The organism is Streptomyces sp. NPDC036764, from assembly GCF_055609385.1.
Window position 1 is genome coordinate 478,907 of the sequence record NZ_JBVJPT010000003.1, and the last position, 25,594, is coordinate 504,500.

Annotated in this window: 23 protein-coding genes; 11 read left to right on the forward strand and 12 right to left on the reverse strand. The window is 70.4% G+C overall.

Annotated elements, in window-relative coordinates; genetic code table 11:
• Positions 1-194: 194 nt before the first annotated feature.
• Positions 195-2,396, forward strand: coding sequence for a SpoIIE family protein phosphatase (locus tag ACZ69Q_RS17160; protein ID WP_471042204.1), 2,202 nt, complete (start codon positions 195-197; stop codon positions 2,394-2,396).
• Here the strand turns inward: ACZ69Q_RS17160 and ACZ69Q_RS17165 are convergent.
• The 3 genes from ACZ69Q_RS17165 to ACZ69Q_RS17175 all read right to left on the reverse strand — a co-directional run bounded on the left by ACZ69Q_RS17165 (position 2,312) and on the right by ACZ69Q_RS17175 (position 6,220).
• On the reverse strand, positions 2,312-3,424 hold the full coding sequence (locus tag ACZ69Q_RS17165; protein WP_471042206.1) for an AI-2E family transporter: 1,113 nt from the start codon (positions 3,422-3,424) through the stop codon (positions 2,312-2,314). The genes ACZ69Q_RS17160 and ACZ69Q_RS17165 overlap by 85 nt on opposite strands.
• Before the next feature lie 125 nt (positions 3,425-3,549).
• Positions 3,550-4,530 carry a pirin family protein gene (locus ACZ69Q_RS17170; RefSeq protein ID WP_471042207.1) on the reverse strand — a complete coding sequence of 327 codons (981 nt, stop codon included), beginning with the start codon at positions 4,528-4,530 and terminating at the stop codon, positions 3,550-3,552.
• A gap of 190 nt (positions 4,531-4,720) precedes the next feature.
• A complete protein-coding gene (locus ACZ69Q_RS17175) occupies positions 4,721-6,220 on the reverse strand; it encodes an MFS transporter (RefSeq protein ID WP_471042209.1) in 1,500 nt (499 codons plus the stop codon).
• A gap of 132 nt (positions 6,221-6,352) precedes the next feature.
• Here ACZ69Q_RS17175 and ACZ69Q_RS17180 point away from each other — a divergent pair, with 132 nt between their 5' ends.
• Positions 6,353-7,099, forward strand: a complete 747-nt coding sequence (locus ACZ69Q_RS17180) for a TetR/AcrR family transcriptional regulator C-terminal domain-containing protein (protein WP_471042210.1) — start codon at positions 6,353-6,355, stop codon at positions 7,097-7,099.
• A 111-nt stretch (positions 7,100-7,210) separates the two neighbouring features.
• On the opposite strand, the gene ACZ69Q_RS17185 is transcribed toward ACZ69Q_RS17180, so the two are convergent.
• Positions 7,211-7,681 (reverse strand): SseB family protein, encoded by a 471-nt coding sequence (locus ACZ69Q_RS17185; RefSeq protein WP_471042211.1) that lies wholly within the window; start codon positions 7,679-7,681, stop codon positions 7,211-7,213.
• 179 nt (positions 7,682-7,860) lie between these two features.
• Here ACZ69Q_RS17185 and ACZ69Q_RS17190 point away from each other — a divergent pair, with 179 nt between their 5' ends.
• The 4 genes from ACZ69Q_RS17190 (at position 7,861) to ACZ69Q_RS17205 (ending at position 12,384) form a co-directional block, all read left to right on the forward strand.
• A complete protein-coding gene (locus ACZ69Q_RS17190; RefSeq protein ID WP_471042212.1) occupies positions 7,861-8,694 on the forward strand; it encodes an intradiol ring-cleavage dioxygenase in 834 nt (277 codons plus the stop codon).
• Positions 8,695-8,822: 128 nt separating this feature from the next.
• A complete protein-coding gene (locus ACZ69Q_RS17195; RefSeq protein ID WP_471042647.1) occupies positions 8,823-10,649 on the forward strand; it encodes an acyl-CoA dehydrogenase in 1,827 nt (608 codons plus the stop codon).
• Between the two features lie 128 nt (positions 10,650-10,777).
• Positions 10,778-12,073, forward strand: coding sequence for a M18 family aminopeptidase (locus ACZ69Q_RS17200; protein WP_471042214.1), 1,296 nt, complete (start codon positions 10,778-10,780; stop codon positions 12,071-12,073).
• A 59-nt stretch (positions 12,074-12,132) separates the two neighbouring features.
• On the forward strand, positions 12,133-12,384 hold the full coding sequence (locus tag ACZ69Q_RS17205; RefSeq protein ID WP_471042215.1) for a DUF6458 family protein: 252 nt from the start codon (positions 12,133-12,135) through the stop codon (positions 12,382-12,384).
• Here ACZ69Q_RS17205 and ACZ69Q_RS17210 read toward each other — a convergent pair.
• Both ACZ69Q_RS17210 and ACZ69Q_RS17215 read right to left on the reverse strand, forming a co-directional pair.
• Positions 12,372-14,198, reverse strand: a complete 1,827-nt coding sequence (locus ACZ69Q_RS17210) for an NHL domain-containing thioredoxin family protein (RefSeq protein WP_471042216.1) — start codon at positions 14,196-14,198, stop codon at positions 12,372-12,374. The two genes, ACZ69Q_RS17205 and ACZ69Q_RS17210, sit on opposite strands and share 13 nt — an antisense overlap.
• Positions 14,199-14,227: 29 nt before the next feature.
• Entirely contained in the window at positions 14,228-14,614 is a 387-nt protein-coding gene (locus ACZ69Q_RS17215; protein ID WP_471042217.1) for a cupin domain-containing protein, read from the reverse strand.
• A gap of 52 nt (positions 14,615-14,666) precedes the next feature.
• Here ACZ69Q_RS17215 and ACZ69Q_RS17220 point away from each other — a divergent pair, with 52 nt between their 5' ends.
• Together ACZ69Q_RS17220 and ACZ69Q_RS17225 are read left to right on the forward strand one after the other, a co-directional pair.
• Positions 14,667-15,668, forward strand: coding sequence for a GlxA family transcriptional regulator (locus ACZ69Q_RS17220; RefSeq protein ID WP_471042219.1), 1,002 nt, complete (start codon positions 14,667-14,669; stop codon positions 15,666-15,668).
• Positions 15,665-16,162, forward strand: a complete 498-nt coding sequence (locus ACZ69Q_RS17225) for an LURP-one-related/scramblase family protein (protein WP_471042221.1) — start codon at positions 15,665-15,667, stop codon at positions 16,160-16,162. The genes ACZ69Q_RS17220 and ACZ69Q_RS17225 overlap by 4 nt, the downstream gene beginning before the upstream one ends.
• 12 nt (positions 16,163-16,174) lie before the next feature.
• Here ACZ69Q_RS17225 and ACZ69Q_RS17230 read toward each other — a convergent pair whose 3' ends face one another.
• On the reverse strand, positions 16,175-16,972 hold the full coding sequence (locus ACZ69Q_RS17230) for a carbon-nitrogen family hydrolase (protein WP_471042222.1): 798 nt from the start codon (positions 16,970-16,972) through the stop codon (positions 16,175-16,177).
• 193 nt (positions 16,973-17,165) lie between these two features.
• Here ACZ69Q_RS17230 and ACZ69Q_RS17235 point away from each other — a divergent pair, with 193 nt between their 5' ends.
• Both ACZ69Q_RS17235 and ACZ69Q_RS17240 read left to right on the forward strand, forming a co-directional pair.
• Positions 17,166-17,990, forward strand: coding sequence for a maleylpyruvate isomerase family mycothiol-dependent enzyme (locus ACZ69Q_RS17235; protein ID WP_471042224.1), 825 nt, complete (start codon positions 17,166-17,168; stop codon positions 17,988-17,990).
• A gap of 76 nt (positions 17,991-18,066) precedes the next feature.
• Positions 18,067-18,852 (forward strand): SAM-dependent methyltransferase, encoded by a 786-nt coding sequence (locus ACZ69Q_RS17240; RefSeq protein ID WP_471042226.1) that lies wholly within the window; start codon positions 18,067-18,069, stop codon positions 18,850-18,852.
• Positions 18,853-18,862: 10 nt separating this feature from the next.
• On the opposite strand, the gene ACZ69Q_RS17245 is transcribed toward ACZ69Q_RS17240, so the two are convergent.
• Together ACZ69Q_RS17245 and ACZ69Q_RS17250 are read right to left on the reverse strand one after the other, a co-directional pair.
• On the reverse strand, positions 18,863-20,158 hold the full coding sequence (locus ACZ69Q_RS17245; protein WP_471042227.1) for an MFS transporter: 1,296 nt from the start codon (positions 20,156-20,158) through the stop codon (positions 18,863-18,865).
• Positions 20,155-20,817 carry a GntR family transcriptional regulator gene (locus tag ACZ69Q_RS17250; RefSeq protein ID WP_471042228.1) on the reverse strand — a complete coding sequence of 221 codons (663 nt, stop codon included), beginning with the start codon at positions 20,815-20,817 and terminating at the stop codon, positions 20,155-20,157. Before ACZ69Q_RS17250 ends, ACZ69Q_RS17245 begins: the two co-directional genes overlap by 4 nt.
• Positions 20,818-21,025: 208 nt before the next feature.
• On the opposite strand from ACZ69Q_RS17250, the gene ACZ69Q_RS17255 reads away from it, so the two are divergent.
• Positions 21,026-21,925, forward strand: a complete 900-nt coding sequence (locus ACZ69Q_RS17255) for a D-alanyl-D-alanine carboxypeptidase family protein (protein ID WP_471042230.1) — start codon at positions 21,026-21,028, stop codon at positions 21,923-21,925.
• Positions 21,926-21,991: 66 nt separating this feature from the next.
• Here the strand turns inward: ACZ69Q_RS17255 and ACZ69Q_RS17260 are convergent, their stop codons facing one another.
• From ACZ69Q_RS17260 to pdhA, 3 genes are read right to left on the reverse strand one after another with little or no spacing between them, the layout of a single operon-like run.
• Positions 21,992-23,401 carry a dihydrolipoamide acetyltransferase family protein gene (locus ACZ69Q_RS17260; RefSeq protein ID WP_471042232.1) on the reverse strand — a complete coding sequence of 470 codons (1,410 nt, stop codon included), beginning with the start codon at positions 23,399-23,401 and terminating at the stop codon, positions 21,992-21,994.
• A 10-nt stretch (positions 23,402-23,411) separates the two neighbouring features.
• The gene (locus tag ACZ69Q_RS17265) at positions 23,412-24,392 is read right to left on the reverse strand and encodes an alpha-ketoacid dehydrogenase subunit beta (RefSeq protein WP_471042233.1); all 981 of its coding nucleotides are present in this window, start codon (positions 24,390-24,392) and stop codon (positions 23,412-23,414) included.
• Positions 24,393-24,394: 2 nt separating this feature from the next.
• Positions 24,395-25,573: a pyruvate dehydrogenase (acetyl-transferring) E1 component subunit alpha gene (pdhA, locus tag ACZ69Q_RS17270; protein WP_471042234.1), complete on the reverse strand. Its 1,179-nt coding sequence runs from the start codon at positions 25,571-25,573 to the stop codon at positions 24,395-24,397.
• Between the last annotated feature and the right edge of the window lie 21 nt (positions 25,574-25,594).

Here is a 25,594-nt window from a genome sequence, read left to right on the forward strand (position 1 = left end):
TTCATCCAGCCTTCGCGGATCGGGGGCTTGGTTCCCTTGAATCAGGGGTTTTGTTTCACGTGAAACTCCCCCAAGCCTACCGGGCAGCCCAAGATCGCCTCCCCACCATTTCGCCGTACCCCCGGGGCCCCAGGACCGGATGCCCTCTACAGCTTCGGTGGCAGCGTTCGATCACCTCTTCTTAGAGTGGGGCAATGCGCACTGGTGAGCCCCTGCCCGCCGTGGGGGAGGTTCTGGCCGCCCTCGCGACCGGACTGTGGCACTGGAACACCGCCACGGGACTGGTGACCGTCGACGCGGAGGCGGCACGACTGCTGGGGTTGCCCTCCGAACGGGCCACGCTCAGCCAGGCCCAGGTACGGGCCCGACTGCACCCGGTGGACTGGAACGAGATCAGCGGGGTGATCCAGCTCGCCGTCGCCGAGGGCACGCTCGGCGAGGTGCGGGTGCGGATCATGGACGAACTGGGCCGGGTCGTCCGGGTCGGCCGCAGCCGCTTCCACGCGTCCTTCGACCGCGAGAAGCGGTCGTACGAGGTCACCGGCTCCCTCCAGGAGGTCACCGAGCCGGTGCCGGGCACCTCCGCCGGGCGTACGGCCGTCACCGGCGACTGGCGGCGCTCGCGGGAGGCGTTCCTGCTGGACGCGGGCCGGGCGCTGGCCGAGGCGAGATCGACGGCCGAGGTGCTGCGGGTCGCGGCCGGTCTGTCGATGCCGGGCTTCTCACCGGACGGGCTCGCGGTCTTCGGGGTGACGGGCGATCGCCTGACGATCATCGGGCACCACGGCCACAAGCCCGGTGACGAGGACCCCTTCACGCATATGGCCCTGGACACGGACTACCCGGCCGCCGAGGTGGTCCGCACCGGCCGTGCCGTCTACCTGTCCTCGCCCGAGAAGTACAAGGACCGCTACCCGGTCACCTGGCCGCTCGCCGCGCACTTCGACCGGCAGTCCTGGGCGTTCCTGCCGCTCACCGTGGCCGGACGCACGATGGGCGCCTGGATGGCGGCGTTCACCTATCCGGTCGCCTTCACGCCGGACGAACGCTCCGTGCTGACGACGGTGGCCCGCATGCTCGCCCAGGCCCTCACGCGCGCCGAGGCCGCCGAGTCCGCACGGGAGCTGACGGACGGTCTCCAGCGCTCGATGCTGCCCAAGCTGGGCCCCGAGATACCGGGCATGGACGTCGCCGCGCGCTATGTCCCGACCGGCGGGGGACTCCAGGTCGGCGGCGACTGGTACGACATGATCCCGCTGCCCGGGGGCACCTCCCGAACCGAGTTCGGGGGAGGCCGCTTCGCGCTCGTCATCGGCGATGTCCAGGGCCATGACGTGCGGGCGGCGGGCCTGATGGGCCAGCTCCGTATCGCCCTGCGCGCCTACGCCTCCGAGGGCCACCGCCCCGATGCCGTCCTGTCCCGCGCCTCCCGCTTCCTGCACGGGATGACCTTCGGCTCCCCCGACGAGGACCCGTCCGACCTGCGCTTCGCCACCTGCCTGTACGTCGAGGTCGACCCTTCGTCCGGCCTGCTGGACATCGCCCGCGCCGGGCACCCGGACCCGGCGATCCGGATGACCGACGGCACGGTGCTGGCCCGCCCCACGGCCGGCGGTCTGCCGCTGGGCATCGATCCGGACGCCGACTATCCGACGACCAGGATCACCCTGGAACCCGGCGAGACCATGCTGATCTGCACGGACGGCCTGATCGAGACCGGCGGCCACGACCTGGAGACCGGCTGGAAGCGCATCCGCTCGATCCTGGAGGAGCACGACGGCGACCTGGAGGGGCTCGCCGACGCCCTGGTCCAGGCCGTCCACGGCCCGTCCTCCCACCACACCACCGGCCCGCTTGCCGACCGGCGCGAGGACGACATAGCGGTACTGCTGCTGCGCCGGCAGGGGGACGGCGACACCGCGACCCTGCGGCCGACGATCCGGCGCACCGTGCTGTCGGTCGCGCAGGCCGAGCCGGAGCGGGTCGGGGTGGCCCGGCAGCAGTTGCGGGAGCTGCTGCACGACTGGTCCTCGGAGGACCAGGTCGACTCCGCGGTCCTGCTGGTGTCGGAGACGCTGACGAACGTCCTCGTGCACACCGACGCCGACGCGCTGCTGCTGGCGGAGGTACGGGGCGAGCCGGGCGAGCGCCGGGTGCGCGTCGAGGTCACCGACACCAGCGACGACCTGCCGCACCGGCGCAGTCCCGGGGAGCTGGCCTCGTCCGGGCGGGGCCTGATGCTGATCGAGCTGCTGGCCCAGGAATGGGGCGTCGACCCTCGCGGCGAGGGCAAGAGCATCTGGTTCGAGTTCTACGAGTCCGAGGGCTCCGACGCCTCCGCAGGCGGCTCGGGCCCGGTCGAGGTCATGGTTGACGTCGACGTGGAGCTGCCGTAACGCTCCCTCAGCTCATGTGCGACGCCGAACGCGGCGGCGGTGAGCGGGACGGCGAGCAGCATGCCGAGGATCCCGGCCACGGAGGCGCCCGCGGTGATCGTCAGCATGACGACGGCCGGGTGCATCTGCACGGTCCGGCTCTGGATCGCGGGCTGGAGCACATGTCCCTCCAGCACCTGCACGGCGAGCACGACCCCCAGCACCCACAGCGCGATGACGAACCCCCGGTCGGCGAGGGCGACGAGCACGGCCACGGCGCCGGAGACGAACGCGCCGAGGTAGGGGATGTAGGCGCCGACGAAGACGAGCGCGCCGAGCCCGACCGCGCCGGGCACGTCGAGGATCACCAGCCCGACCGTGATGCAGACGGCGTCGATGAGGGCGATGAGGGTGGTGCCCCGCATGAACCCCTCCACCGCCTGGAAGGCGCGCCGGGCCATGGCCTCCACGACGTCCGCGCTCCCGTGCGGAACGACGGACCGCAGGGCGCCCGCGGCCCGGTCGGAGTCCCGCAGGAAGAAGAAGACCAGCAGCAGCGCGAGCACGGCGATGGCGATGGTCTCGCCCACGACGCTCACCCCGCTGATGACCCCGGAGGCGGCCGTCCCGCCGAACTTGGTGAGCAGCTCCCTGGCGTTGGTGGCGATGTCGTCCAGCGAGGTCCCGGCGGCCCCGAAGTGGTCCGCGAGATCCCGGCCCGCCTGTTTGAGCGAGGCGACGATCTCGTCGCCGCTGTCCACGATCGCGGCGACGACGATGTACACGGCCCCGCCGACGACGGCGACCACGGCGACGCAGGTGAGCGCGGCGGCGACCGACCGGTTGACCTTGGCCTTCACCAGCCGCCGGTGCAGCGGCCCGAGCAGCGCCGTCCCCAGCAGCGCGAGCAGCACGGGCACCACGGCCGTACTGAATTCCACGGCCAGCCGGATCCCGACGTAGACCACCCCGGCGACGAGCAGCACGACCGCACACCAGGAGGCGAGCCGCCGTACGGGATCGGGGAGCAGCGGGGTGGGGGCCTGCACGGTTCCAGCGGATCACGCGCGGAGCGGGGCTGTCGTCCGCGGACGGACCGGGCGGGTGACGAAAGGCCCGGAGCCACACCGAGGGGTGCGGCTGCGGGCCTCGTCGTACCGGGTACCGGGCGGGGTCAGGCCTCGGACGGACCCTCGCCGTTCATTCCGTGGACCGCCGGGACGGTGCCGAGCCGGCCCTTCTGGAAGTCCTCGAAGGCCTGCATGAGTTCGTCCTTGGTGTTCATGACGAACGGGCCGTAGTGGGCCATCGGCTCACGGATCGGCTGCCCGCCGAGGAGGACGACCTCCAGGTCCGGCGTGTGCGAGTCCTGCTTCTCGTCGGCGCGGACGGTCAGCGAACCGCCCTCGCCGAACACCGCCGTCTGGCCCATGTGGATCGCACGGCGCTCGGCGCCCACGGCACCGCGGCCCGCGAGGACGTACGCGAGGCCGTTGAAGTCCTCGCGCCACGGCAGGGTGATCTCCGCGCCCGGGGCGAGGGTCGCGTGGATCATCGTGATCGGGGTGTGGGTGATGCCGGGACCCTGGTGGCCGTCCAGCTCGCCGGCGATGACACGCAGCAGCGCGCCGCCGTCGGGGGAGGTGAGGAGCTGGACGTTGCCACCGCGGATGTCCTGGTAGCGCGGCGCCATCATCTTGTCCTTGGCCGGGAGGTTCACCCAGAGCTGCAGGCCGTGGAAGAGACCGCCGGACATGACCAGCGACTCCGGCGGGGCCTCGATGTGCAGCAGACCCGAGCCGGCCGTCATCCACTGGGTGTCCCCGTTGGTGATGGTGCCACCACCGCCGTTGGAGTCCTGGTGGTCGAAGATCCCGTCGATGATGTAGGTGACGGTCTCGAAGCCGCGGTGCGGGTGCCAGGGGGTGCCCTTGGGCTCACCCGGCGCGTACTCCACCTCGCCCATCTGGTCCATCATGATGAACGGGTCCAGGTGGCGGTAGTTGATCCCGGCGAACGCACGGCGCACCGGGAAGCCCTCACCCTCGAACCCGCTCGGCGCGGTCGTGACGGTGAGCACGGGACGGGCCACCGCATCCGCGGGCGCGGCGACGCGGGGCAGCGTCAGCGGGTTCTCGACGGTCACTGCAGGCATGTCGGTACCTCCTTGTGCGGCCAGTTTAGTTGAGCATTGAACTTCTTGCCACCTCTAACGGGAAAGGCGCGGCAACCATTCCCGCCGGGCACGCCGAAGGCCGACACCCGGGGCGGGCGCCGGCCTTCGTCACGAGGATCCGGTGCTTCGACGGCGGCTCAGTGTGTCAGGAAGAGCCGGTCCGATGGGGTCAGCCGACCAGTTCGGGCTGCTCCTCGGGGGCGCCGGCCGGCTCCTGCGGCGCCCGCCGGTCGTCGCGCATGACCAGGGTCGCCAGCAGCGCCGCGGCGAGCACACCGATCGCGCTGACCGTGAAGGTGGTGGACATCGAGGCGGTGAAGGCCTCGCGGGCCGCCGCGATCAGACCGGCGTCGCCGCCGGCGACCGCACCGGCGATCGAGTGCTTCGCCTCCTCGGGCACCCCCTCGGGCATCCGGTCCGCGAAGCCGCTCGACAGCAGCGAGCCGAGGATCGCGATGCCGAGGGCGGTGCCGGACTGCTGGACGGTGTCGTTCAGGGCGGAGCCGACGCCCGCCTTGTCCTCGGGGATCGTGCCCATCAGCGCGCCCACCGCGGCCGGCATCGCCAGGCCCGCGCCGAGGCCGAGCAGACCGAGCGCCACCGCCGGGACAGTGAAGCCGGAGTCCGCCGAGACCGTGGTCAGCAGCGCGAAGCAGGCGACCATCACCAGCATCCCCGCGAGGATCACCCACCGGTTGCCGTACTTCGCGGCGAGCTTGACCCCGACGCCGTTGCCGACGAGGGCCGTGATCGCCAGCGGCAGGAAGGCGAGGCCCGCCTTGATCGGCGAGTAGCCGAGCACGAACTGGAGGTACTGGGTCAGGACCAGCAGCAGACCGCCGTTGCCGATCTGGACGAGCGCCAGGGAGAGCGAACCGCCGCTGAAGTTGCGGTGCTTGAAGAGGACCAGCGGGACCATCGGGGACTTGGTGACGTTCTCCCAGACCACGAAGCCGGCCAGGGACACCAGGGCCACGGGCAGGGCGGCGGTCCACACCGCGTGCTGCGGGAGCTCGATGATCCACCAGACCAGGGCCGTCATCCCGACCGCCGACAGCACCGCGCCGAGCGGGTCCGGCTTCTGCCAGGGTGCCCTGGACTCCGGCATCAGCGTCAGACCGGCGACGACGGCGAGCGCCACGATCGGCACGTTGACGAAGAAGATCGACTGCCAGGAGAAGTGCTCGATCAGGACACCGCCGAGCACCGGGCTGCCGACCAGTCCGAGCATCGACACCGAGCTCCAGGCCGCCATCGCCTTGCCACGCTCCTCCTCGTCGAAGACGGTGATGAGGATCGACAGGGTGGACGGCATGATCAGCGCCCCGCCGACACCCATCGCGACGCGAACGGCGATCACCTCACCGGGGTTCGCGCACCAGGTCGCGGCCAGTGACGCCGCCCCGAAGAGCAGGAGCCCGATCAGCATCACCTTGCGGCGTCCGAACCGGTCGCCCAGGCTGCCGGCGGTGAGCAGCAGACCCGCGAACACCAGGATGTAGGAGTCCAGGATCCACTGGGTCTCCTGCGCGCTCGCCCCGAGCTCCCCGGTCATCACCGGCACCGCGACGGTCAGCGCCATGCTGTCGACGACCAGCACCAGCGTGCTCAGGCAGAGCACGATCAGGATCCACCAGCGGTGCGGATCACGCGTTCCCTTGACGTCCATGACGTTCCCCTCCGGTTCGTGAACACCGTTCCTTCGTTGCGAACACTGTACGCACAGCGGAACAGTGTTCGCAACACCTCATTCCTGTACGCTCGATGCGAACGATGTACGCAGGGATGCGAAGGAGTGCCGATGGCCGCCAGGACGACGAAGCAGAGCTCCATCCCCTCCGTGTGGGCCCGCCCCCAGCGCGAGTCCGACCAGCCCACGCTCAGCCGGGCCACGATCGTGCGCGAGGCGATCGTCATGCTGGACGCGGAGGGCGTGGAGGCGCTGAGCATGCGCAAGCTCGCCACCAGGCTGAACGCCGGCGCGGCCTCCCTCTACCGGCACGTCGCGACCAAGGACGAGCTGATGGAGCTGGCCGTCGACGAGGTCGCCGCCGAGATCCACGTACCACCGGCGGACAGCCCCGACTGGCGCGCGGCCGTGGCGCAGGCCGCGCACTCCTTCCGTACGACGGCGCTACGGCACCCGTGGCTGTCCTCGGTCCTCGGCCAGGCGGGCCTCGCCTACCTCGGCCCCAACCTCATGTCGTACTCGGAGCGCTTGGCCGCCCTGTTCACGGCCGCCGGGTTCCCGGACCCTAGCGGGGCGATCGACGCCGTCCTGTCGTACGTCATCGGGATGAGCACCACCGAGGGCGCCTGGCTCATCACGGTCGCCCGTTCCGGCGAGACGGAGGCCGAGTTCATCGCACGCCTGATGCCCGCGGCCCAGCAGGCGGTGGCGGAGCACGAACACCTGGCGAAGGGCTACGCCGAGACGGAGCAGGTCGCCACCACCGACCCGGCAACCATGCGGGACGCAAAGTTCGCGGCGGCCCTGGACATCGTCCTCGACGGCCTGGCGCTGCGCCTCAAAACACCGGGCTCCTGAACGCCCCCAGGGGCGCGGGGCTGTATCAATATGCGGCTCCGCCGCGTGGGCGCGACCGGCCACAACGAACCCGCAGACGCCACTCAACCCGGCGCGGCACCCCGCGAGGCGCTACCCGTACATCCGCCGCATCGCGAACTCCACCATCTGCTCCACGGCCTTCGCGTCGAAGACCATGCGGTGCTCGCCCTCCATGTCGACGACGAAGCCGTAGCCGGTCGGCAGCAGGTCGATCACCTCGGCGCCGGTGATGACGAAGTACTTGGACTCCTTGCCCGCGTACCTGCGCAGCTCCTTCAGCGAGGTGAACATCGGGATCACCGGCTGCTGGGTGTTGTGCAGGGCGAGGAAGCCCGGGTTGTCGCCGCGCGGGCAGTAGACCTTGGACGTCGCGAAGACCTGCTGGAAGTCCTCGGCGGACATCTGCCCGGTGGTGAAGGCGCGCACCGCGTCCGCGAGCGAGGGCGGGGACGGCTCGGGGTAGAGCGGCGGCTGCTGGCCGTACCCGCCGACGCCACCGGCCATGGGCTGCTGCGGCGGGGCGTACTGCTGCTGTGCACCGTTCTGGTCGTAGCCGTACATGGGCGCAAGCGTACCGAGAGCCGCCGGGGCGGCGGACCGGGACGGGGCCTCGGGCAAACCGACAGCGACTTGACAGCGACTCGACAGTCACCGCGCTGGTTTCGCACCGCGACCGCTCATAGCGTCGGCCGCAACGCGAGAAGTGCCGCGCACGGCACCGCACCGGCAAGGGGACAGCCATGCACCCACACGACGACGCCGAGGTCCACGAGCACGACCGGGGGCTCTCCTACGACCTCCCCGTCCTCGCCCGCCGCCGCATGATCCGGCTGATGGCGGGGGCGGGCCTGATCCCGCTGGTGGGCTGCACGTCCGAGGACGAGACCTCGGCCGGCGCCTCCCCCAAGGGCTCCGGCGACCCCGCCTCCTCGTCGTCCGCCGAGTGCGCGACCATCCCGGAGGAGACCGCGGGGCCGTTCCCCGGCGACGGCTCGAACGGCGTGAACGTGCTGAAGGAGAGCGGTGTCGTGCGCAGCGACATCACCAGCAGCTTCGGCGAGTCCGCGGGCGGCACCGCCGAGGGCGTGCCCCTGACCGTCACGCTCACCGTCGTGGACGCCGCCTCGGGCTGCGGGACGCCGAAGAAGGGCGCCGCCGTCTACATCTGGCACTGCGACCGGGACGGCAACTACTCCCTGTACTCGGACGACGTCACCGAGGAGAACTACCTGCGCGGTGTGCAGGAGACCGACGACGAGGGCCGGGTCACCTTCAGGAGCGTCTTCCCCGGCTGTTACGCGGGCCGCTGGCCGCACATCCACTTCGAGGTGTACGGCAGCCTCGCGGACGCCACCGCGGCGACGTCCGTCACGAACACCTCTCAGCTCGCCTTCCCGAAGGACGTCTGCGACACGGTGTACGCCTCGGACGGCTACGCCGAGAGCGTGCGCAACCTGAGCGGTCTCTCCCTGGAGACCGACGGGATCTTCAGCGACGGCCACGACCGGCAGACGGCCGCGATGAAGGGGAGCGTGACGCAGGGATACACGGCGACACTGACGGTTCCGGTGTGACCTGTCACAGATTGCGGATCGGGGTTGCGTCTTATTACTGGCGGGTAGCATCATCGTAGCTACTTGTTGGTACGTGAACTAGCGCGAGGATCCAAGTGCCTCGCCGATCCCTCTACGGAGTCGTCACCATGGGGCACTACAAGTCGAACCTCCGCGACATCGAGTTCAACCTCTTCGAAGTACTGGGACGCGACAAGCTGTATGGCACGGGTCCCTTCGAGGAGATGGACGTCGAGACCGCGAAGAGCATCCTGGAGGAGCTGACCCGCCTCTCCGAGAACGAGCTGGCGGAGTCCTTCGCGGACGCCGACCGCAACCCGCCGGTCTTCGACCCCGAGACGAACACCGCGCCGGTCCCGGCGTCCTTCAAGAAGAGCTACAAGGCCTTCATGGACTCGGAGTACTGGCGGCTCGGTCTCCCGGAGGCCATCGGCGGTACGACGGCTCCCCCGTCGCTGATCTGGTCGTACGCGGAGCTGATCCTCGGCTCGAACCCGGCCGTGTGGATGTACTCCTCCGGTCCGGCGTTCGCCGGGATCCTCTACGACGAGGGCAACGACGTACAGAAGAAGATCGCCCAGATCGCCGTGGAGCGGACCTGGGGTTCCACCATGGTGCTGACCGAGCCCGACGCGGGTTCCGACGTCGGCGCCGGCCGCACCAAGGCGGTCCAGCAGGAGGACGGCTCCTGGCACATCGAGGGCGTGAAGCGGTTCATCACCTCTGGTGAGCACGACATGGAGGAGAACATCCTTCACTACGTGCTCGCGCGGCCGGAAGGTGCCGGTCCGGGCACCAAGGGCCTGTCCCTCTTCCTCGTCCCGAAGTACCTCTTCGACTTCGAGACCGGCGAGCTGGGCGAGCGCAACGGCGTCTACGCCACGAACGTCGAGCACAAGATGGGCCTGAAGGCCTCCAACACCTGCGAGATGACCTTCGGCGACCAGCACCCCGCCAAGGGCTGGCTGATCGGCGACAAGCACGAGGGCATCCGCCAGATGTTCCGCATCATCGAGTTCGCTCGCATGATGGTCGGCACGAAGGCGATCTCCACGCTGTCGACGGGCTACCTGAACGCGCTGGAGTACGCCAAGGAGCGCGTCCAGGGTCCCGACCTCGCGAACTTCATGGACAAGTCCGCGCCCAAGGTCACCATCACCCACCACCCCGACGTGCGCCGCTCGCTGATGACGCAGAAGGCGTACGCGGAGGGCATGCGTGCCCTGGTGCTGTACACCGCCTCGATCCAGGACGCGATCGCCGTCAAGGAGGCCGCGGGCGAGGACGTCAAGGCCGAGCACGCGCTGAACGACCTGCTGCTGCCGATCGTGAAGGGCTACGGCTCCGAGAAGGGCTACGAGCAGCTCGCGCAGTCGCTCCAGACCTTCGGCGGCTCCGGGTTCCTCCAGGAGTACCCGATCGAGCAGTACATCCGCGACGCCAAGATCGACACCCTGTACGAGGGCACGACCGCGATCCAGGGCCAGGACTTCTTCTTCCGGAAGATCGTCCGCAACCAGGGCGCGGCGCTGAACTCGCTCGCCGAGGACATCAAGAAGTTCCTGGCGCTCGCCGAGGGCGGCGAGGAGCTGGCCGGCGCCCGCGAGCACCTCGCGAAGGCCGCCGTCGAGCTGGAGGCCATCGTCGGCCTGATGCTGACCGACCTCGCGGCCACCGAGCAGGACGTCAAGAACATCTACAAGGTGGGCCTGAACACCAGCCGCCTGCTGCTCGCCTCCGGTGACGTCGTCGTCGGCTACCTGCTGCTCAAGGGTGCCGCGGTCGCCGCCGAGAAGCTCCAGACGGCGTCGGCCAAGGACAAGGCGTTCTACACCGGCAAGATCGCGGCGGCGAAGTTCTTCGCGGCCAACGTCCTGCCGGGCGTCACCGGTGCGCGCAAGCTCGCCGAGGGCGTCGATCTGGACCTGATGGAGCTGGACGAGGCGGCCTTCTAGCCGGACCGGGCCTTCACCGCCCTTCCAGCCAGTCGTTCCAGTCACTCACGGACATTCCACATCGCCCTTACGAGGGCCCGCTCCCCTTCTCCGGGAGCGGGCCCTCGTACGTCGTTAAGGTGAACCCCATGAGCGAACCCCCCCGCTTCGATCGCGGCCACACCGACGACCTCATGTCCTTCCTGGCGGCGAGCCCGTCGCCGTACCACGCCGTGGCGAACGCCGCCGAGAGGCTGGAGAAGGCCGGATTCAGGCAGGTCTCGGAGACGGACGCCTGGGACGGAACGAGCGGTGGCAAATACGTGCTGCGCGGTGGCGCGATCGTGGCCTGGTACGTCCTCGAGGGCGCGGCGCCCCACACGCCGTTCCGGGTCGTCGGCGCGCACACGGACTCCCCCAACCTGCGGGTGAAGCCGCTGCCCGACACCGGTGGGCACGGCTGGCGTCAGGTGGCCGTGGAGATCTACGGCGGACCGCTGCTCAACTCCTGGCTCGACCGCGACCTGGGCCTCGCCGGCCGGCTGACGCTGCGGGACGGCTCGACGCGGCTGGTGAACGTGGACCGCCCGCTGCTGCGCGTCCCCCAGCTCGCCATCCACCTGGACCGCTCGGTCTCGGCGGAGGGGCTCAAGCTCGACAAGCAGCGGCACCTCCAGCCCGTCTGGGGCCTCGGCGACGTGCGCGACGGCGACCTCATCGCCTTCCTGGAGGAGACGGCCGGACTGACGGCCGGCGAGGTCACGGGCTGGGACCTGATGGTCCACTCGATCGAGGCGCCCGCCTACCTGGGCCGGGACAACGAGCTCGTCGCCGGTCCCCGCATGGACAACCTGCTGTCGGTGCACGCCGGTACGGCCGCGCTGGCCGCAGTGGCCGGCTCGGGCGCCGAGCTGTCCTGCATCCCGGTGCTGGCGGCCTTCGACCACGAGGAGAACGGCTCGCAGAGCGACACGGGTGCGGACGGGCCGCTGCTGGGCAGCGTCCTGGAGCGCTCGGTGTTCGCGCGCGGCGGGTCGTACGAGGACCGGGCGCGCGCCTTCGCGGGCACCGTCTGTCTCTCCTCCGACACCGGCCACGCGGTCCACCCCAACTACGCCGAGCGCCACGACCCGACGCACCACCCGCGCGTCAACGGCGGGCCGATCCTGAAGGTCAACGTCAACAACCGCTACGCGACCGACGGTTCGGGCCGGGCGGTGTGGGCGGCGGCCTGCGAGAAGGCCGAAGTCCCCTTCCAGTCCTTCGTCTCCAACAACTCCATGCCCTGCGGCACCACCATCGGCCCGATCACCGCGGCCCGGCACGGCATCAAGACCGTCGACATCGGGGTGGCGATCCTCTCGATGCACAGCGTGCGGGAGTTGTGCGGCGCGGACGACCCGTGGCTGCTGGCGAACTCGCTGGTGGCGTTCCTGGAGGGGTAGTCCGGGATACGTGGGGTACCCGCCTCCGACCGGAACCACCGGACAGGGAGGCGACACATATGGGCCTCGGCGGATGCATCATCCTCATCGCCGTGGGAGCCATCCTCACATTCGCGACCGACTGGGAGATGGACGGCGTCAACCTCGATCTGGTCGGGGTCATCTTCATGATCGTGGGACTGATCGGCGTCACCACGTTCAGCAGCATCGCCCGGCGCAAGCGGGTGGTGGTGCCGCCGACGACTCCGGTCGTCGAGGACGAACACCACCACCACCGGCGGGACGGATACAGCGACGGCTACGGCGTCTGAGCGTCCATCCCGGCCAGCACCAGCGGAAGTCGGTCGGCGCCCGTATCGGTCAGGCGGACCGGCACGCCCCAGTCCTGTTGGTGGACATGGCAGGCCGGATATTCGTTGGCAGGGTCGTCGTCGCAGGAGGCGGCCATCGCCGAGACGTGCAGGACGCCCTCCGGGACGGACGGGTCGAGTTCGAGGGTGCGGGAGAGGTCGGTGCCCGCACCCTCGCCCGTGCGCAGCAGCTCCGGTGGGGTCGAGGAGACCAGCAGGCGGGTCGAGGGGCCGTACCGGGTGTCCAGCTTCTGGCCCGCCGGGGCCTGGAAGATCACGTCCAGGTGCAGCTTGCCGGGGGCGACTTCGGTGGCCGCGCGCTGGGTGCGGTGGGCGACCGACTCGACGCGTACGGCCTCCTCGGGCAGGCGCAGCCGGGTGAGCCGGTGCCGGGCCGACTCCACCACCACGATGTCGTCGCCGGCCAGCACCGCGTCCGACGGCTCCCGCAGGTCCGTCGCGAGGGTGGTGACCTCGCCGGTCGCCGGGTCGTAGCGGCGCAGGGCGTGGTTGTAGGTGTCGCTGATCGCGACCGAGCCGTCGGGCAGGGCCGTGACACCCAACGGGTGCTGGAGCAGGGCCTGTTCGGCGGTTCCGTCACGGTGGCCGAAGTCGAACAGGCCGGTGCCGACGGCGGTGTGGACGGCGCCGTCGAGGTCGACCCAGCGCAGCGCCGAGGTCTCCGAGTCGGCCAGCCACAACCGGTCGGGCGTCGCCGCGAGGCCCGACGGCTGGGCGAACCAGGCCTCTGCTCCGGGACCGTCGACGAGGCCCTCGTTGGAGGTGCCGGCGGTGACGGAGACGGTGCCGGAGTCCGGGTCGTACACCCATAGCTGGTGGATGCCGGCCATGGCGATCCAGACCTTGCCCTGCCACCACGCCACGTCCCACGGTGAGGACAGGTTGACCTCGCGCGCGGGGCCGGATGTGGCGTCGCCCCGCATCCACTGGTGGCCGGTGCCCGCGAGGGTGGTGGTGCGGCCGCTGCCGGGGTCGAAGCGCCGCAGTGCGTGGTTCACCGTGTCGGCGACGACCACGGAGCCGTCCGGCAGCAGCGCCAGGCCCTGCGGTTCGGTGAAGCGCGAGCGCACCGAGGTGCTGTCGGTGAGCCCGCGGCTGCCCTGGCCGATCCGCCGGACGACCGTCTCCCCGTCCGCCTCCAGCTCCACGAGCTGATGCCGGGTGGTGTCGCTGACCAGGAAGTTCCCGGACGGCAGGAGCAGTGCCTTGCCCGGGAAGCGCAGCACGGTCGGCTCCGGCTCCGGTGGCACGTACGGTCCGTCGCCGCGCCGCAGGGTGCCCTTGGCCTCGTGCTCGGCCTCCAGCTCGGTCACCAGGCGCTCGATGGCGTGCACATGGCCCTCGCCCGCGTGCTGGGCGACGACGTAGCCCTCGGGGTCGATCACGACGAGCGTCGGCCAGGCCCGCACCGCGTACTGCTTCCAGGTGGCGAGCTCGGGGTCGTCCAGGACGGGGTGCTCGACGCCGTAGCGCTCCACGGCGTCGACGACCGCCTCGTGCTCGGCCTCGTGCACGAACTTCGGCGAGTGCACCCCGATGACGACCACCGTGTCCCGGTGCTTGCGCTCCAGTTGCCTGAGCTCGTCCAGGACGTGCAGGCAGTTGATGCAGCAGAACGTCCAGAAGTCGAGTACGACGATGCGCCCTCGCAGGTCGGCCAGGGTGTACGAGCGATCGCCCGTGTTCAGCCAGCCGCCCGCGCCGACCAGCTCGGGGGCGCGGACGCGCACGCGGCGCGGGGCGGAGTCGGTCATGCCCCAAGAGTGCCACCCCGCACTGACACTCAGGTCAGGGCGTGCCCGGTGGTCGCGTCCACATGGGCCGGTATCTCGTCGTGGCGGTCGCCGACGGTCAGGGTGCCGGTGGGTTCGAGGAGGAGGATGGCCGCCGGGGCGGGGGCGTACGGCTTGTGTTCGATGCCGCGGGGGACCGTGAAGACCGAGCCCCTGGGGAGGACGACCGTGCGTTCCGTGCCGTCCTCGCGCAGAGAGATGTGCAGTTCGCCGTCGAGGACCAGGAAGAACTCGTCGGTGTGGTCGTGGACGTGCCAGACGTGTTCGCCGTCGACCTTGGCCACGCGGACGTCGTAGTCGTTGACGGCCGTGACGATGCGCGGGCTCCAGGTCTGGGTGAAGGAGGCGAGGGCCGCGTCGAGCGAGATGGGTTCCATGCGCTCATCGTGCGGGGTGGTCCCGGCGCCGTACGAGTGCTAGGAATCGCATATGTCGCAAGGATCCTCTCAGCGGCCGGGGCACCGGGTGGCCGTGATCGTCGACGAGGGCACCAACCCGTTCGAGGTCGGCGTCGCGACCGAGCTGTTCGGGCTGCCGCGGCCCGAGCTGGGGCTCGCCGGGCCGCTGTACGACGTGACGCTGTGCGCGCCCACGCGCGAGGTGCGGATGAACCACGGCTTCTTCACGATGACCGGCGTGGCCCCGCTGGACGCGGTCGACGAGGCGGACACCCTCGTCGTGCCCGGCCGCCCGGACAACGTCGTCCCGCGCGGGGCCGCCGTACTCGACGCCATCGGCCGCACGCACGCGCGTGGGGCGCGCGTGATGAGCCTGTGCACCGGAAGCTTCGCGCTCGCCGAGGCCGGGCTGCTGGATGGGCGCCGGGCCACCACCCACTGGCGCTGGGCCGACATCTTCCGGGCGCTGCATCCGACGGTCCTGCTGGAACCGGACGTGCTGTTCGTCGACGACGGCGACATCCTGACCGCCGCGGGCAGCGCCGCCGCGCTCGACCTGTGCCTGCACGTCGTACGGCGGGACCATGGCGCCGAGGTGGCCAACGCCGTCTCCCGCAGGCTGGTGTTCGCCGCGCACCGGGACGGCGGGCAGAAGCAGTTCGTGGAGCGGCCGCTGCCGGACGTGCCGGACGAGTCGCTCGCCCCGCTGCTGGCGTGGGCCCAGGCGCGGCTGGGGGAGCCGCTGACCGTGGCGGACCTGGCCGCGCGGGCGGCGGTGTCGCCGGCGACCCTGCACCGGCGCTTTCGGGCACAGCTCGGGACGACGCCGCTGGCCTGGCTGACGGGGGAGCGGGTCACGCTCGCGTGCCGGCTGATCGAGCGCGGCGAGGAACGCCTGGACGTGGTCGCGGCACGCAGCGGACTCGGCACCGCGGCGAACCTGCGCACGCGCGTGCGGCGCGAGACCGGGCTCAGTCCGTCGGCCTACAGACGGCGTTTCGGCCCGGGCGGCGGGGAACCCCTCGTGTCATGAGATTCCTCGTACGCGACCGGCTTCTCGGCTTCGGTGACGACTACTGGATCGAGGACGACCGGGGCAACAAGGTGTTCCTCGTCGACGGCAAGGCGATGCGGCTGCGGGACACCTTCGAGCTGAAGGACACGCAGGGCAACGTCGTCATCGACATCCACCAGAAGATGTTCGCCCTGCGCGACACGATGGTGATCGAACGCGACGGAGGACCGCTCGCCACGATCCGCCGTAAACGGCTGTCCCTGCTGCGCAACCACTACCGGGTGGCCCTGGCCGACGGCAGCACGGAACTCGACGTCAGCGGCAAGATCCTGGACCGCGAGTTCGCCGTCGAGTACGACGGCGAACTCCTGGCCGTGGTCTCCCGCCGCTGGATGCACATCCGCGACACCTACGGCGTGGACGTCGTCCGGGACGACGCCGATCCGGCGCTGCTGATCGCGGTGGCGGTGTGTGTGATCCACCTGGCGGAGAAGGACCGGAAAGACGACTGAGGCCGGCCCGGGTCAGCGGCGTGGTGCCGGCAGCCCCAGCATGCGGTCCTTGAGCGCCGGGAACTGATCCCGCGTCACCGCGACCTTGCCCGGGTCGAACTCCACCGTCAGGACCTGCTCCCCCGCACCGGCCTGCGCCAGCACCTCGCCCCACGGATCGACCACGATCGAGTGACCGGCCTGCGGAACTCCGGCGTGCGTCCCGGCCGTTCCACAGGCGAGCACGAACGCCTGGTTCTCCACCGCCCGCGCCTGAGCCAGCAGCGTCCAGTGCGCCCGGCGGCGCTCCGGCCAGCCCGCGGGGACGACCAGGGTCTCGGCGCCGGCGTCGACGAGAGAGCGGAAGAGTTCGGGGAAACGGAGGTCGTAGCAGGTGGCCAGGCCCAGCGTGGTCTCGGGCAGCCGGACCGTCACAAGGTCCTCGCCCGCGGCCATCAGCACCGCCTCGCCCTTGTCGAAGCCGAACCGGTGGATCTTCCGGTACGCGGCGGCCAGCTCACCGGAGGGGGAGAAGACGAGAGAGGTGTTGTAGAGGGGCCCTTCCGGATCCCGCTCGGGGATCGAGCCCGCGTGCAGCCACACGCCCGCGTCGCTCGCGGCCTTCGCCATCACCTCGTACGTCGGCCCGTCGAGCGGCTCGGCCTCGCTGCCGAACCCCTCGTAGGCGAAGGCGCCGGTGGTCCACAGTTCGGGCAGTACCACGAGGTCGGCCGACCCGGCCTGTTCCCGGACGAGGGACGCTACGCGCACTCGACGCGATTCGACCGATTCGCCCTCATTGACGTCGATCTGGAGCAGAGAGGCGCGCACAGTACCACCGTCCTGGCATTCGAGCGGTCCACAAGGGCATCCACACGGGCCTACGATCGTCACACGAAAGCACTGCCGGGGTGCCTCACAGCAGCGTAACTTAGCGTTCAAGACACCCGCCGACAGCCGCCACCTCCCACTGGCAACGCCGCCACAACCCGCCCGTGTACCGACCGCCGAGGGGTCCCGTTCCGTGAGTCTGCATCCCACCCTCCAGCCCTACGCCGACGCCTGGACCCACTCCATCGATGCGATATCCGAGCTCGTGACGCCGCTCGTCGAAGGCGAGTGGAACCGGCGAACGCCCTGCCCCGGCTGGTCGGTGCGCGATGTGGTCTCGCATGTCATCGGCCTGGACTGCGAGATGCTCGGCGACCCGCGCCCCATCCACACGCTCCCGCGCGACCTCTTCCACGTCACCAACGACCACCAGCGGTACATGGAGATGCAGGTCGACGTCCGCCGTCACCACACGGCACCGGAGATGACCTCCGAGCTCGAGTACACGATCATCCGCCGCAACCGGCAGTTGCGCAACGAGTCCCGTGACCCGGGCACCAAGGTGCGCGGGCAGCTCGGCGCGGAGATCACGCTCGAAGAATCGATGCGCGGCCACGCCTTCAACGTGTGGGTGCACGAGCAGGACCTGCGCGCCGCCCTCGGCCGCCCCGGCAACCTCGACTCCCCCGGCGCGCACGTGGCCCGGGACGTCCTCCTCTCCCAGTTGCCCGACATCGTCGCCACCAAGGCCGACGCCCCGCGCAGCTCGGCGATCGTCCTCGACGTGCACGGCCCGATCGAGTTCCTGCGCACGATCCGCGTCGACATCCAGGGCCGCGGCACCCTCGAAACGGCCCCCGCGCTCGGTCCCGCCGCCACCCTCACCCTCGACTGGGAGACCTACGTCCGCCTGGCCTGCGGCCGGGTCACGGCGGAGTCGGTGGCGGACCGGCTGAAGACGGAGGGCGACCCGAGCCTGACGGCGGCGATCCTGCGGAACTTCACGGTCACGCAGTAGGGCACTTCGGGCGGGCAGGGACGGCGGGCACGAAAACCGGTGTCGTCGGCTGCCCGCCCGCGGCTAACGTCCCGTCGTGACCGACACCCAGATACACACCACACCCACGTCCGTGCTCCCCCCGCGCCTGACCCGACTGACGTTCCACGGCCCGCTGTCCGAGACCCGGGCACAGAGCCTCGTCGAGCGACTCACCCGCACGGATCCCCGCACCGTCCTCGACATCGGCTGCGGCTGGGGCGAGTTGATGCTCCGCGTCCTCGCGTCCGCGCCGCAGGCCACCGGCGTCGGGGTGGACCTCAACGCCGAGGACCTCGCCCGCGGCCGCCGCAACGCCGAGGCCAGAGGGCTGGCGGAACGGGTCGAGTTCATCGAGGAGTCCGGGACGGGAAGCTCGCGCGGCCCCGCCGACCTGGTCCTGTGCGTCGGAGCGAGCCAGGCCCTGAGCGCGGCCGAGCCGCCCGGGCACACCGCCGAAGCCCTGCGCGAACTACGCCGTCTCGTCAGCGACGACGGCCGTGTCCTGCTCGGGGAGGGCTTCTGGCAACGTCCCCCGACCGCCGCCGAACTCAAGGGCATGTGGCCGGGCGCCGACGCCACGGACCAGTACGACCTCGCCACCCTCCTCGACCACGTGGTCGCCGCCGGGTTCCGTCCGGAGTGGACGGAGACGGCGAACCTCGACGAGTGGGAGGAGTTCGAGTCGGCGTACCAGGCGGACGTCGAGGTGTGGCTGGCGCAGAACCCCGGGCACCCGCTGGCGGACGAGACCCGTGAGCGGCTCGACCGCCATCGTGCCCAGTGGATGAGCTACCGCGGGGTGCTCGGGCTCGCGTATCTCACTCTCGTCCCGGCCCTCTGACACCGTCGGCTCACGCGGGAACGTGCACCGTCTCCACCCTGCTGGCGACGAGCCGTTCCCGCTCCCTGCGTGCCGCCCGCTTGCGCAGCCGCAGGATCTGGCTGATCCCCAGGGCCTGGAGGACGAAGACGAACGAGAAGGCGACGGTGTAGTCGTCGCCGGTCGCGTCCAGCAGCACACCGATCGCGAACAGCGTCGTCATCGAGGCCACGAAACCACCCATGTTGGTGATGCCGGACGCCGTGCCCTGACGCTCCGGGGGATTCGCCGGACGCGCGAAGTCGAAGCCGAGCATCGAGGCCGGTCCGCACGCCCCGAGCACCGTGCACAGCACGATCAGCAGCCACATCGGCACCGTCTCGCCGGGCCAGAGAAGCGTCGTCGCCCACATCGCCGCCGTCGCCGCGACGGTGCCGAGCGCCAGCGGGAGGCGTGCCTCGTGGTGCCGGGCCACGATCTGGCCGTAGACCAGGCCCACGACCATGTTGGACAGGACGACGAGGGTGAGCAGTTCACCGGCCGTGGCCCGGGACAGCCCCTGCGCCTGGACCAGGAACGGCATCCCCCACAGCAGCAGGAACACCATCGCCGGGAACTGCGTCGTGAAGTGCACCCACAGCCCGAGGCGGGTACCCGGCTCCCGCCAGGACGCGGCGATCTGACGTCGTACGTACGCCGAACCCCGGTGCAGCAGCGGCTCCGGCTCGTGGCCCTCGGGGTGGTCCTTCAGGAACAGCAGGGTCAGCACGAGCACCACGGCACCCGCGCCCGCGCTGCACGCGAACGCCGCCGTCCAGCCCACCCCGTGCAGCAGCCGCGCCAGCACCAGCGTGGAGACCAGGTTGCCGGCCATGCCCGCGAGTCCCGCGAGCTGGGCGATCAGCGGGCCGCGCCGGGCCGGGAACCAGCGCGCGCCGAGCCGCAGCACGCTGATGAACGTCATCGCGTCGCCGCAGCCCAGCAGCGCGCGCGAGGCGAGGGCCATGCCGTACGACGACGAGAAGGCGAAGCCGAGTTGGCCCGCGGTGAACAGCACCGTGCCGATGGCCAGCACCTTCTTGGTGCCTAGCCGGTCGACGAGCAGGCCGACGGGTATCTGCATGCCCGCGTACACGAGCAGTTGGAGGATCGAGAACGTCGACAGGGCCGAGGCGCCCACGTCGAAGCGGTCCGCGGCGTCGAGGCCGGCGACCCCCAGCGACGTACGGAAGATGACGGCGACGAAGTAGACCGCGACGCCTATGCCCCAGACGGCGACGGCACGGCGGCCGCCCGGAGGGTCGCCCGGCAGTGCGGCGGACCTCATCGTTCCTCACCCCGCGCGAGGTGCGAGAACCAGTCGATGTGCCGGTGGACCAGCGCGACGGCGGCCTCGGTGTCCCCGGAGCGCAGCGCCTGAAGGATCTCCTCGTGCTCGACGAGGGTCTTGGCGATGCGGTCGGGGTGGGAGTACATGATCGCTACGCCCATGCGCAGTTGACGGTCGCGTAGCTGGTCGTAGAGCCGGGACAGGATCTCGTTGCCGGCGCTGCGGACGATCTCCGCGTGGAAGCAGCGGTCGGTGACGGCTGCCGCGGTGAGTTCGCCCGCGGCCGCCTGTTCCTTCTGGCGGGCGAGCAGTTCCTCCAGGCGCTCGATGAGTCCGGGCGGCGCGGGGACGGCCTTGCGCGCCGCGAACTCCTCGACGAGGGTCCGCGTCTCCACGACGTCCTTGATCTCCTGCGCGGAGACCGGCAGGACCAGGGCACCCTTCTTCGGGTACAGCTTGATCAGCCCCTCGGCCTCCAGGCGCAGCAGCGCCTCCCGCACCGGGGTGCGCGAGACGCCGACGGCCTCGGCCAGCTCGCCCTCGGTGAGCAGCGTGCCGCCTTCGTAACGGCGGTCCAGGACGCCCTGTTTGACGTGGGTGTAGACGCGGTCGGCGGCGGGTGGCTGCTTGAGGGGTGCGGGCGGGGCGGAAGGCATGCCCACAGCATAGATACAACACGTACGCATGGCGGCGTTCGTCCAGCATCCGGACCTCTTCGAAATCCTCCGGCAAAGAAGCGACATCGGCTCCAGCAGTTGCACAACCTTCTGTGCTAGTTACGTGTCACACACGTGCGGCCCCACTTTCTCTCCCCTCCAACTTGGCCGCGCATTCGGGGCATTCGACGCAATCGGGGTATTTCAGTTGATAACCGCCACCAAGGGCCTCCGTATCCGCAGAGCCGCGGCCGCCGCCGTGACGACCGGTGCCGTGCTCGCCACCGGAGCCCTCACCGCGGCTCCCGCGCAAGCCGTGACGGCGCCCACCATCACCGCCAAGGGCGGGTACCTGATGAACGGCGCGACCGGCACGACCCTCTTCGCCAAGGCCGCGGACACGAAGAGGCTCACCGCCTCCACCACGAAGGTCATGACCGCCAAGGTCGTGCTCTCGCAGGCGAACCTGAACCTGGACACCAAGGTCACGATCAGGAAGGAAGTCAGCGACTACATCGTCTCCAAGGGCGCCTCGTCGGCCAATCTGATCGTCGGTGACAAGGTCACCGTCCGTCAGTTGCTGTACGGGATGATGCTCAAGTCGGGCTGTGACGCCGCGATGACCCTCGCCGACAAGTTCGGCTCCGGCACGACGGTCAAGGCCCGCACGGCGAACTTCATCGGCAAGATGAACACCATGGCCAAGAGCCTGGGCATGACAAACACGCACTTCGACTCGTTCGACGGCATAAGCAACGGCTCCAACTACTCGACGCCGCGCGACCTGACGAAGCTGGCGCGCAGCGCGATGAAGAACACCACGTTCAAGGCCGTCGTGAAGACGAAGGCCTACACGGCCAAGACGATCACCAAGACCGGGGCCATCCGGACGATGGCGACCTGGAACAACACCAACACCCTGCTCGGCTGGAACGGCACGCTCGGCATCAAGACGGGCTCCGGCACCGAGGCCAAGTACTGCCTGGTCTTCGCCGCCACGCTCAACGGCGAGTCGGTGATGGGCACCGTCCTCACCGCCCCCGATGAGGCGAGCCGCACGTCGGACGTGAAGAAGCTGATCAGCTACGGCTACGCCCGCATCAGCTAACACCCGCGGCACAGGCAAAGGGGCGGCCACTCGACAGTGGCCGCCCCTCTCGCTGTCGCCCGTGGCTCACGCCCAGGTGATCAACCGCTTCGGCTGCTCCAGGATCGCCGCCGTGTCCGCCAGCACCTTGGACCCCAGCTCGCCGTCGACCAGGCGGTGGTCGAAGCTGAGCGCCAGGGTGGTGACCTGGCGGGGCTTGACCTTGCCCTTGTGGACCCACGGCTGGAGCTTGATCGCACCGACCGCGAGGATCGCGGACTCGCCGGGGTTGAGGATCGGCGTGCCGGTGTCGACGCCGAAGACGCCGACGTTGGTGATCGTGACCGTGCCGCCCTGCATGGCGGCGGGGGTGGTCTTGCCCTCGCGCGCCGTCGCCACCAAGTCGCCGAGCGCCTGAGCCAACTGCGGCAGGGTCAGGCCGTGGGCGTCCTTGATGTTCGGGACGATCAGGCCGCGGGGGGTCGCCGCCGCGATGCCCAGGTTGACGTAGTGCTTCTGCACGATCTCCTGGTTGGCCTCGTCCCAGGACGCGTTGACGTCCGGGTTGCGCTTGATCGCGACCAGCAGGGCCTTGGAGATCAGCAGCAGCGGGTTCACCCGCAGGCCCGCGAACTCCTTGTCCTCCTTGAGCTCCTCGACCAGCTTCATCGTGCGCGTCACGTCCACCGTCACGAACTCCGTGACGTGCGGGGCCGTGAACGCCGAGCCGACCATCGCCGCCGCCGTCGCCTTGCGGACGCCCTTCACCGGGATCCGGGTCTCGCGCGCCGTGTCGTAGGTGACCAGCGGCGCCGGGACGGCGGCAGGGGCCACGGGGGCGGCCTGCGGCACCGGCTCGGCGGCCGGGGCCGGAGCGGCCACCGCGGCGTGGACGTCCTCGCGGGTGATGATGCCGTCGGGGCCGGTGGGCGTCACCGTGGCCAGGTCGACGCCCAGGTCCTTCGCCAGCTTGCGCACCGGGGGCTTGGCCAGCGGCCGGGGCGGGGCCACCGCCGCGGCGGCAGCGGGCCCGTGGCCGTTCAGCTCGGACTGCAGGGCCTGCGCCGCCGGCTCCTGGCGCGGAACGTCCGCTCCCTTGCGCGGGCGGCGCTTGGTCGAGGTCTGGGCCACGCCGTAGCCGACCAGCACCGGCTGGCGGCCCGAGCCCTCCGGCTTGGGCTCCTCGACCGTTGCCTGAGGCTGCGCGGCCGGCGCCTCGACGGCGGCCGGCGCGCCACCCGCCACGTCCACGGCGATGATCGCCATACCGACGTCCACCGTCGTGCCCTCGGGGAAGTGCAGCTCACGGACCACCCCGTCGTACGGGATGGGCAGTTCGACGGCCGCCTTGGCCGTCTCGACCTCGCACACCACCTGGCCGTCGGTGACCGTGTCGCCCGGCTGGACGTACCACTTGAGGATCTCCGCCTCGGTGAGTCCCTCGCCCACGTCGGGCATCTTGAACTCGCGCACGGACGCTTCAGTCATCGTCGTCACGACCCTCTCCTCAGTACGCCAGGGCACGGTCGACGGCGTCGAGCACCCGGTCCAGGCCCGGCAGGTACTCCTCCTCCAGACGCGCCGGCGGATACGGGGCGTGGTATCCGCCCACCCGCAGCACCGGGGCCTCCAGATGGTAGAAGCAGCGCTCCGTGATCCGGGCGGCGATCTCCGCGCCCGAGCCGAAGAACACCGGCGCCTCGTGGACCACGACCAGGCGGCGGGTCTTCTCGACCGACGTCTGGATCGAGTCGAAGTCCAGAGGGGAGACCGAGCGCAGGTCCAGGACCTCCAGGTTGCGGCCCTCCTCGGCGGCCGCGTCGGCGACCTCCTGGCAGAGCTTCACCATCGGGCCGTACGCGGCCAGCGTGAGGTCGGTGCCCTCGCGCACGACCCGCGCCTTGTGCAGCGGGCCGGGGATCGCCTCGGTGTTGACCTCGGCCTTGTCCCAGTAGCGCCGCTTGGGCTCGAAGAAGATCACCGGGTCGTCGCTCTGGATGGCCTGCTGCATCATCCAGTACGCGTCCGACGCGTTGGAGGGGCTGACGATCTTCAGGCCCGCCACGTGCGCGAAGAGGGCCTCGGGGGACTCGCTGTGGTGCTCGACCGCGCCGATGCCGCCGCCGTAGGGGATACGGACGACGACCGGCAGCTTGACCTTGCCCAGCGATCGCGCGTGCATCTTCGCGAGCTGCGTGACGATCTGGTCGTAGGCCGGGAAGACGAAGCCGTCGAACTGGATCTCCACCACGGGGCGGTAGCCGCGCAGGGCGAGACCGATCGCCGTGCCGACGATGCCGGACTCGGCGAGCGGGGTGTCGATGACGCGGCTCTCGCCGAAGTCCTTCTGGAGGCCGTCCGTCACGCGGAAGACGCCGCCGAGCTTGCCGACGTCCTCGCCCATGATGAGGACCTTGGGGTCGGAGTCCAGGGCGCGGCGCAGCGATTCGTTGATCGCCTTGGCCAGAGCCATCTTTTCGGCTGCCATGATCAGACCCCCTCTACGTCCGCGAACGACGCCTGGTAGGCGGCGAACTGGGCGCGCTCCTCGTCGACGAGCGCATGCCCGTCCGCGTACACGTTCTCGAAGATGGCGAAGTGGTCCGGGTCCGGCATGGCGCGGACCGCTTCGCGCACTCGTTTGCCCAACGCCTCGCTCTCGGTCTCCAGTTCCGCGAAGAATCCCTCGTCCGCGTGGTTTGAAGCCTCGAGGTACCGGCGAACGCGCAGGATCGGGTCCTTCGCCTCCCACGCCTCGCGCTCCTCGTCGGCCCGGTACTTCGTCGGGTCGTCGGAGGTGGTGTGGGCGCCCATGCGGTAGGTGTACGCCTCGACCAGCGTGGGCCCCTCGCCGGCGCGGGCGCGCTCCAGCGCCCACTTCGTCACGGCCAGGCACGCCAGGACGTCGTTGCCGTCGACGCGGACGCCAGGGAAGCCGAAGCCCTGTGCGCGCTGGTAGAGCGGCACCCGGGTCTGCTTCTCGGTCGGCTCGGAGATCGCCCACTGGTTGTTCTGGCAGAAGAACACCACGGGCGCGTTGTAGACCGCGGAGAAGGTGAAGGACTCCGCCACGTCACCCTGGCTGGAGGCGCCGTCGCCGAAGTAGGCGATGACCGCGCTGTCGGCGCCGTCCTTGGCGATGCCCATCGCGTAGCCGGTGGCGTGCAGCGTCTGGGAGCCGATGACGATCGTGTAGAGCTGGAAGTTGTTGCTGTTCGGGTCCCAGCCGCCGTTGTTCACGCCGCGGAACATGCCGAGCAGGTTGGTCGGGTCGACCCCGCGGCACCAGGCGACGCCGTGCTCGCGGTAGGTCGGGAAGACGTAGTCGTCCTCGCGGGTGGCCCGGCCGGAGCCGATCTGGGCGGCCTCCTGGCCGAGCAGCGACGCCCACAGGCCCAGCTCGCCCTGGCGCTGCAGGGAGGTGGCCTCGGCGTCGAAGCGTCGGGTGAGCACCATGTCGCGGTAGAGGCCGCGGAGCTCTTCGGGGGTGATGCCGGCGACGTACTTGTCGTACTCGGCGTTCTTGACGCGCTTGCCCTCAGGCGTCAGCAACTGAACGAGTTCGGGGTCCGTACTCGTCGTTTTCCTTGGGGTTGTGGTCTTGCCGGCCGTGCTCTTGGTACCGGCGCTGCGTCGCGGCTTTCGCGCGGCAGTGCTCTCCACGGTCACGTGTGCTCCTCCGTCGGTCCG

Coding starts and splice junctions, on each gene's coding strand:
- ACZ69Q_RS17160 (WP_471042204.1), top strand. CDS start 195: ATGCGCACTGGTGAGCCCCTGCCCGCCGTGGGGGAGGTTCTGGCCGCC.
- ACZ69Q_RS17170 (WP_471042207.1), bottom strand. CDS start 4,530: ATGCCTGCAGTGACCGTCGAGAACCCGCTGACGCTGCCCCGCGTCGCC.
- ACZ69Q_RS17175 (WP_471042209.1), bottom strand. CDS start 6,220: ATGGACGTCAAGGGAACGCGTGATCCGCACCGCTGGTGGATCCTGATC.
- ACZ69Q_RS17180 (WP_471042210.1), top strand. CDS start 6,353: ATGGCCGCCAGGACGACGAAGCAGAGCTCCATCCCCTCCGTGTGGGCC.
- ACZ69Q_RS17185 (WP_471042211.1), bottom strand. CDS start 7,681: ATGTACGGCTACGACCAGAACGGTGCACAGCAGCAGTACGCCCCGCCG.
- ACZ69Q_RS17190 (WP_471042212.1), top strand. CDS start 7,861: ATGCACCCACACGACGACGCCGAGGTCCACGAGCACGACCGGGGGCTC.
- ACZ69Q_RS17195 (WP_471042647.1), top strand. CDS start 8,823: ATGGGGCACTACAAGTCGAACCTCCGCGACATCGAGTTCAACCTCTTC.
- ACZ69Q_RS17200 (WP_471042214.1), top strand. CDS start 10,778: ATGAGCGAACCCCCCCGCTTCGATCGCGGCCACACCGACGACCTCATG.
- ACZ69Q_RS17205 (WP_471042215.1), top strand. CDS start 12,133: ATGGGCCTCGGCGGATGCATCATCCTCATCGCCGTGGGAGCCATCCTC.
- ACZ69Q_RS17210 (WP_471042216.1), bottom strand. CDS start 14,198: ATGACCGACTCCGCCCCGCGCCGCGTGCGCGTCCGCGCCCCCGAGCTG.
- ACZ69Q_RS17215 (WP_471042217.1), bottom strand. CDS start 14,614: ATGGAACCCATCTCGCTCGACGCGGCCCTCGCCTCCTTCACCCAGACC.
- ACZ69Q_RS17220 (WP_471042219.1), top strand. CDS start 14,667: ATGTCGCAAGGATCCTCTCAGCGGCCGGGGCACCGGGTGGCCGTGATC.
- ACZ69Q_RS17225 (WP_471042221.1), top strand. CDS start 15,665: ATGAGATTCCTCGTACGCGACCGGCTTCTCGGCTTCGGTGACGACTAC.
- ACZ69Q_RS17245 (WP_471042227.1), bottom strand. CDS start 20,158: ATGAGGTCCGCCGCACTGCCGGGCGACCCTCCGGGCGGCCGCCGTGCC.
- ACZ69Q_RS17250 (WP_471042228.1), bottom strand. CDS start 20,817: ATGCCTTCCGCCCCGCCCGCACCCCTCAAGCAGCCACCCGCCGCCGAC.
- ACZ69Q_RS17265 (WP_471042233.1), bottom strand. CDS start 24,392: ATGGCAGCCGAAAAGATGGCTCTGGCCAAGGCGATCAACGAATCGCTG.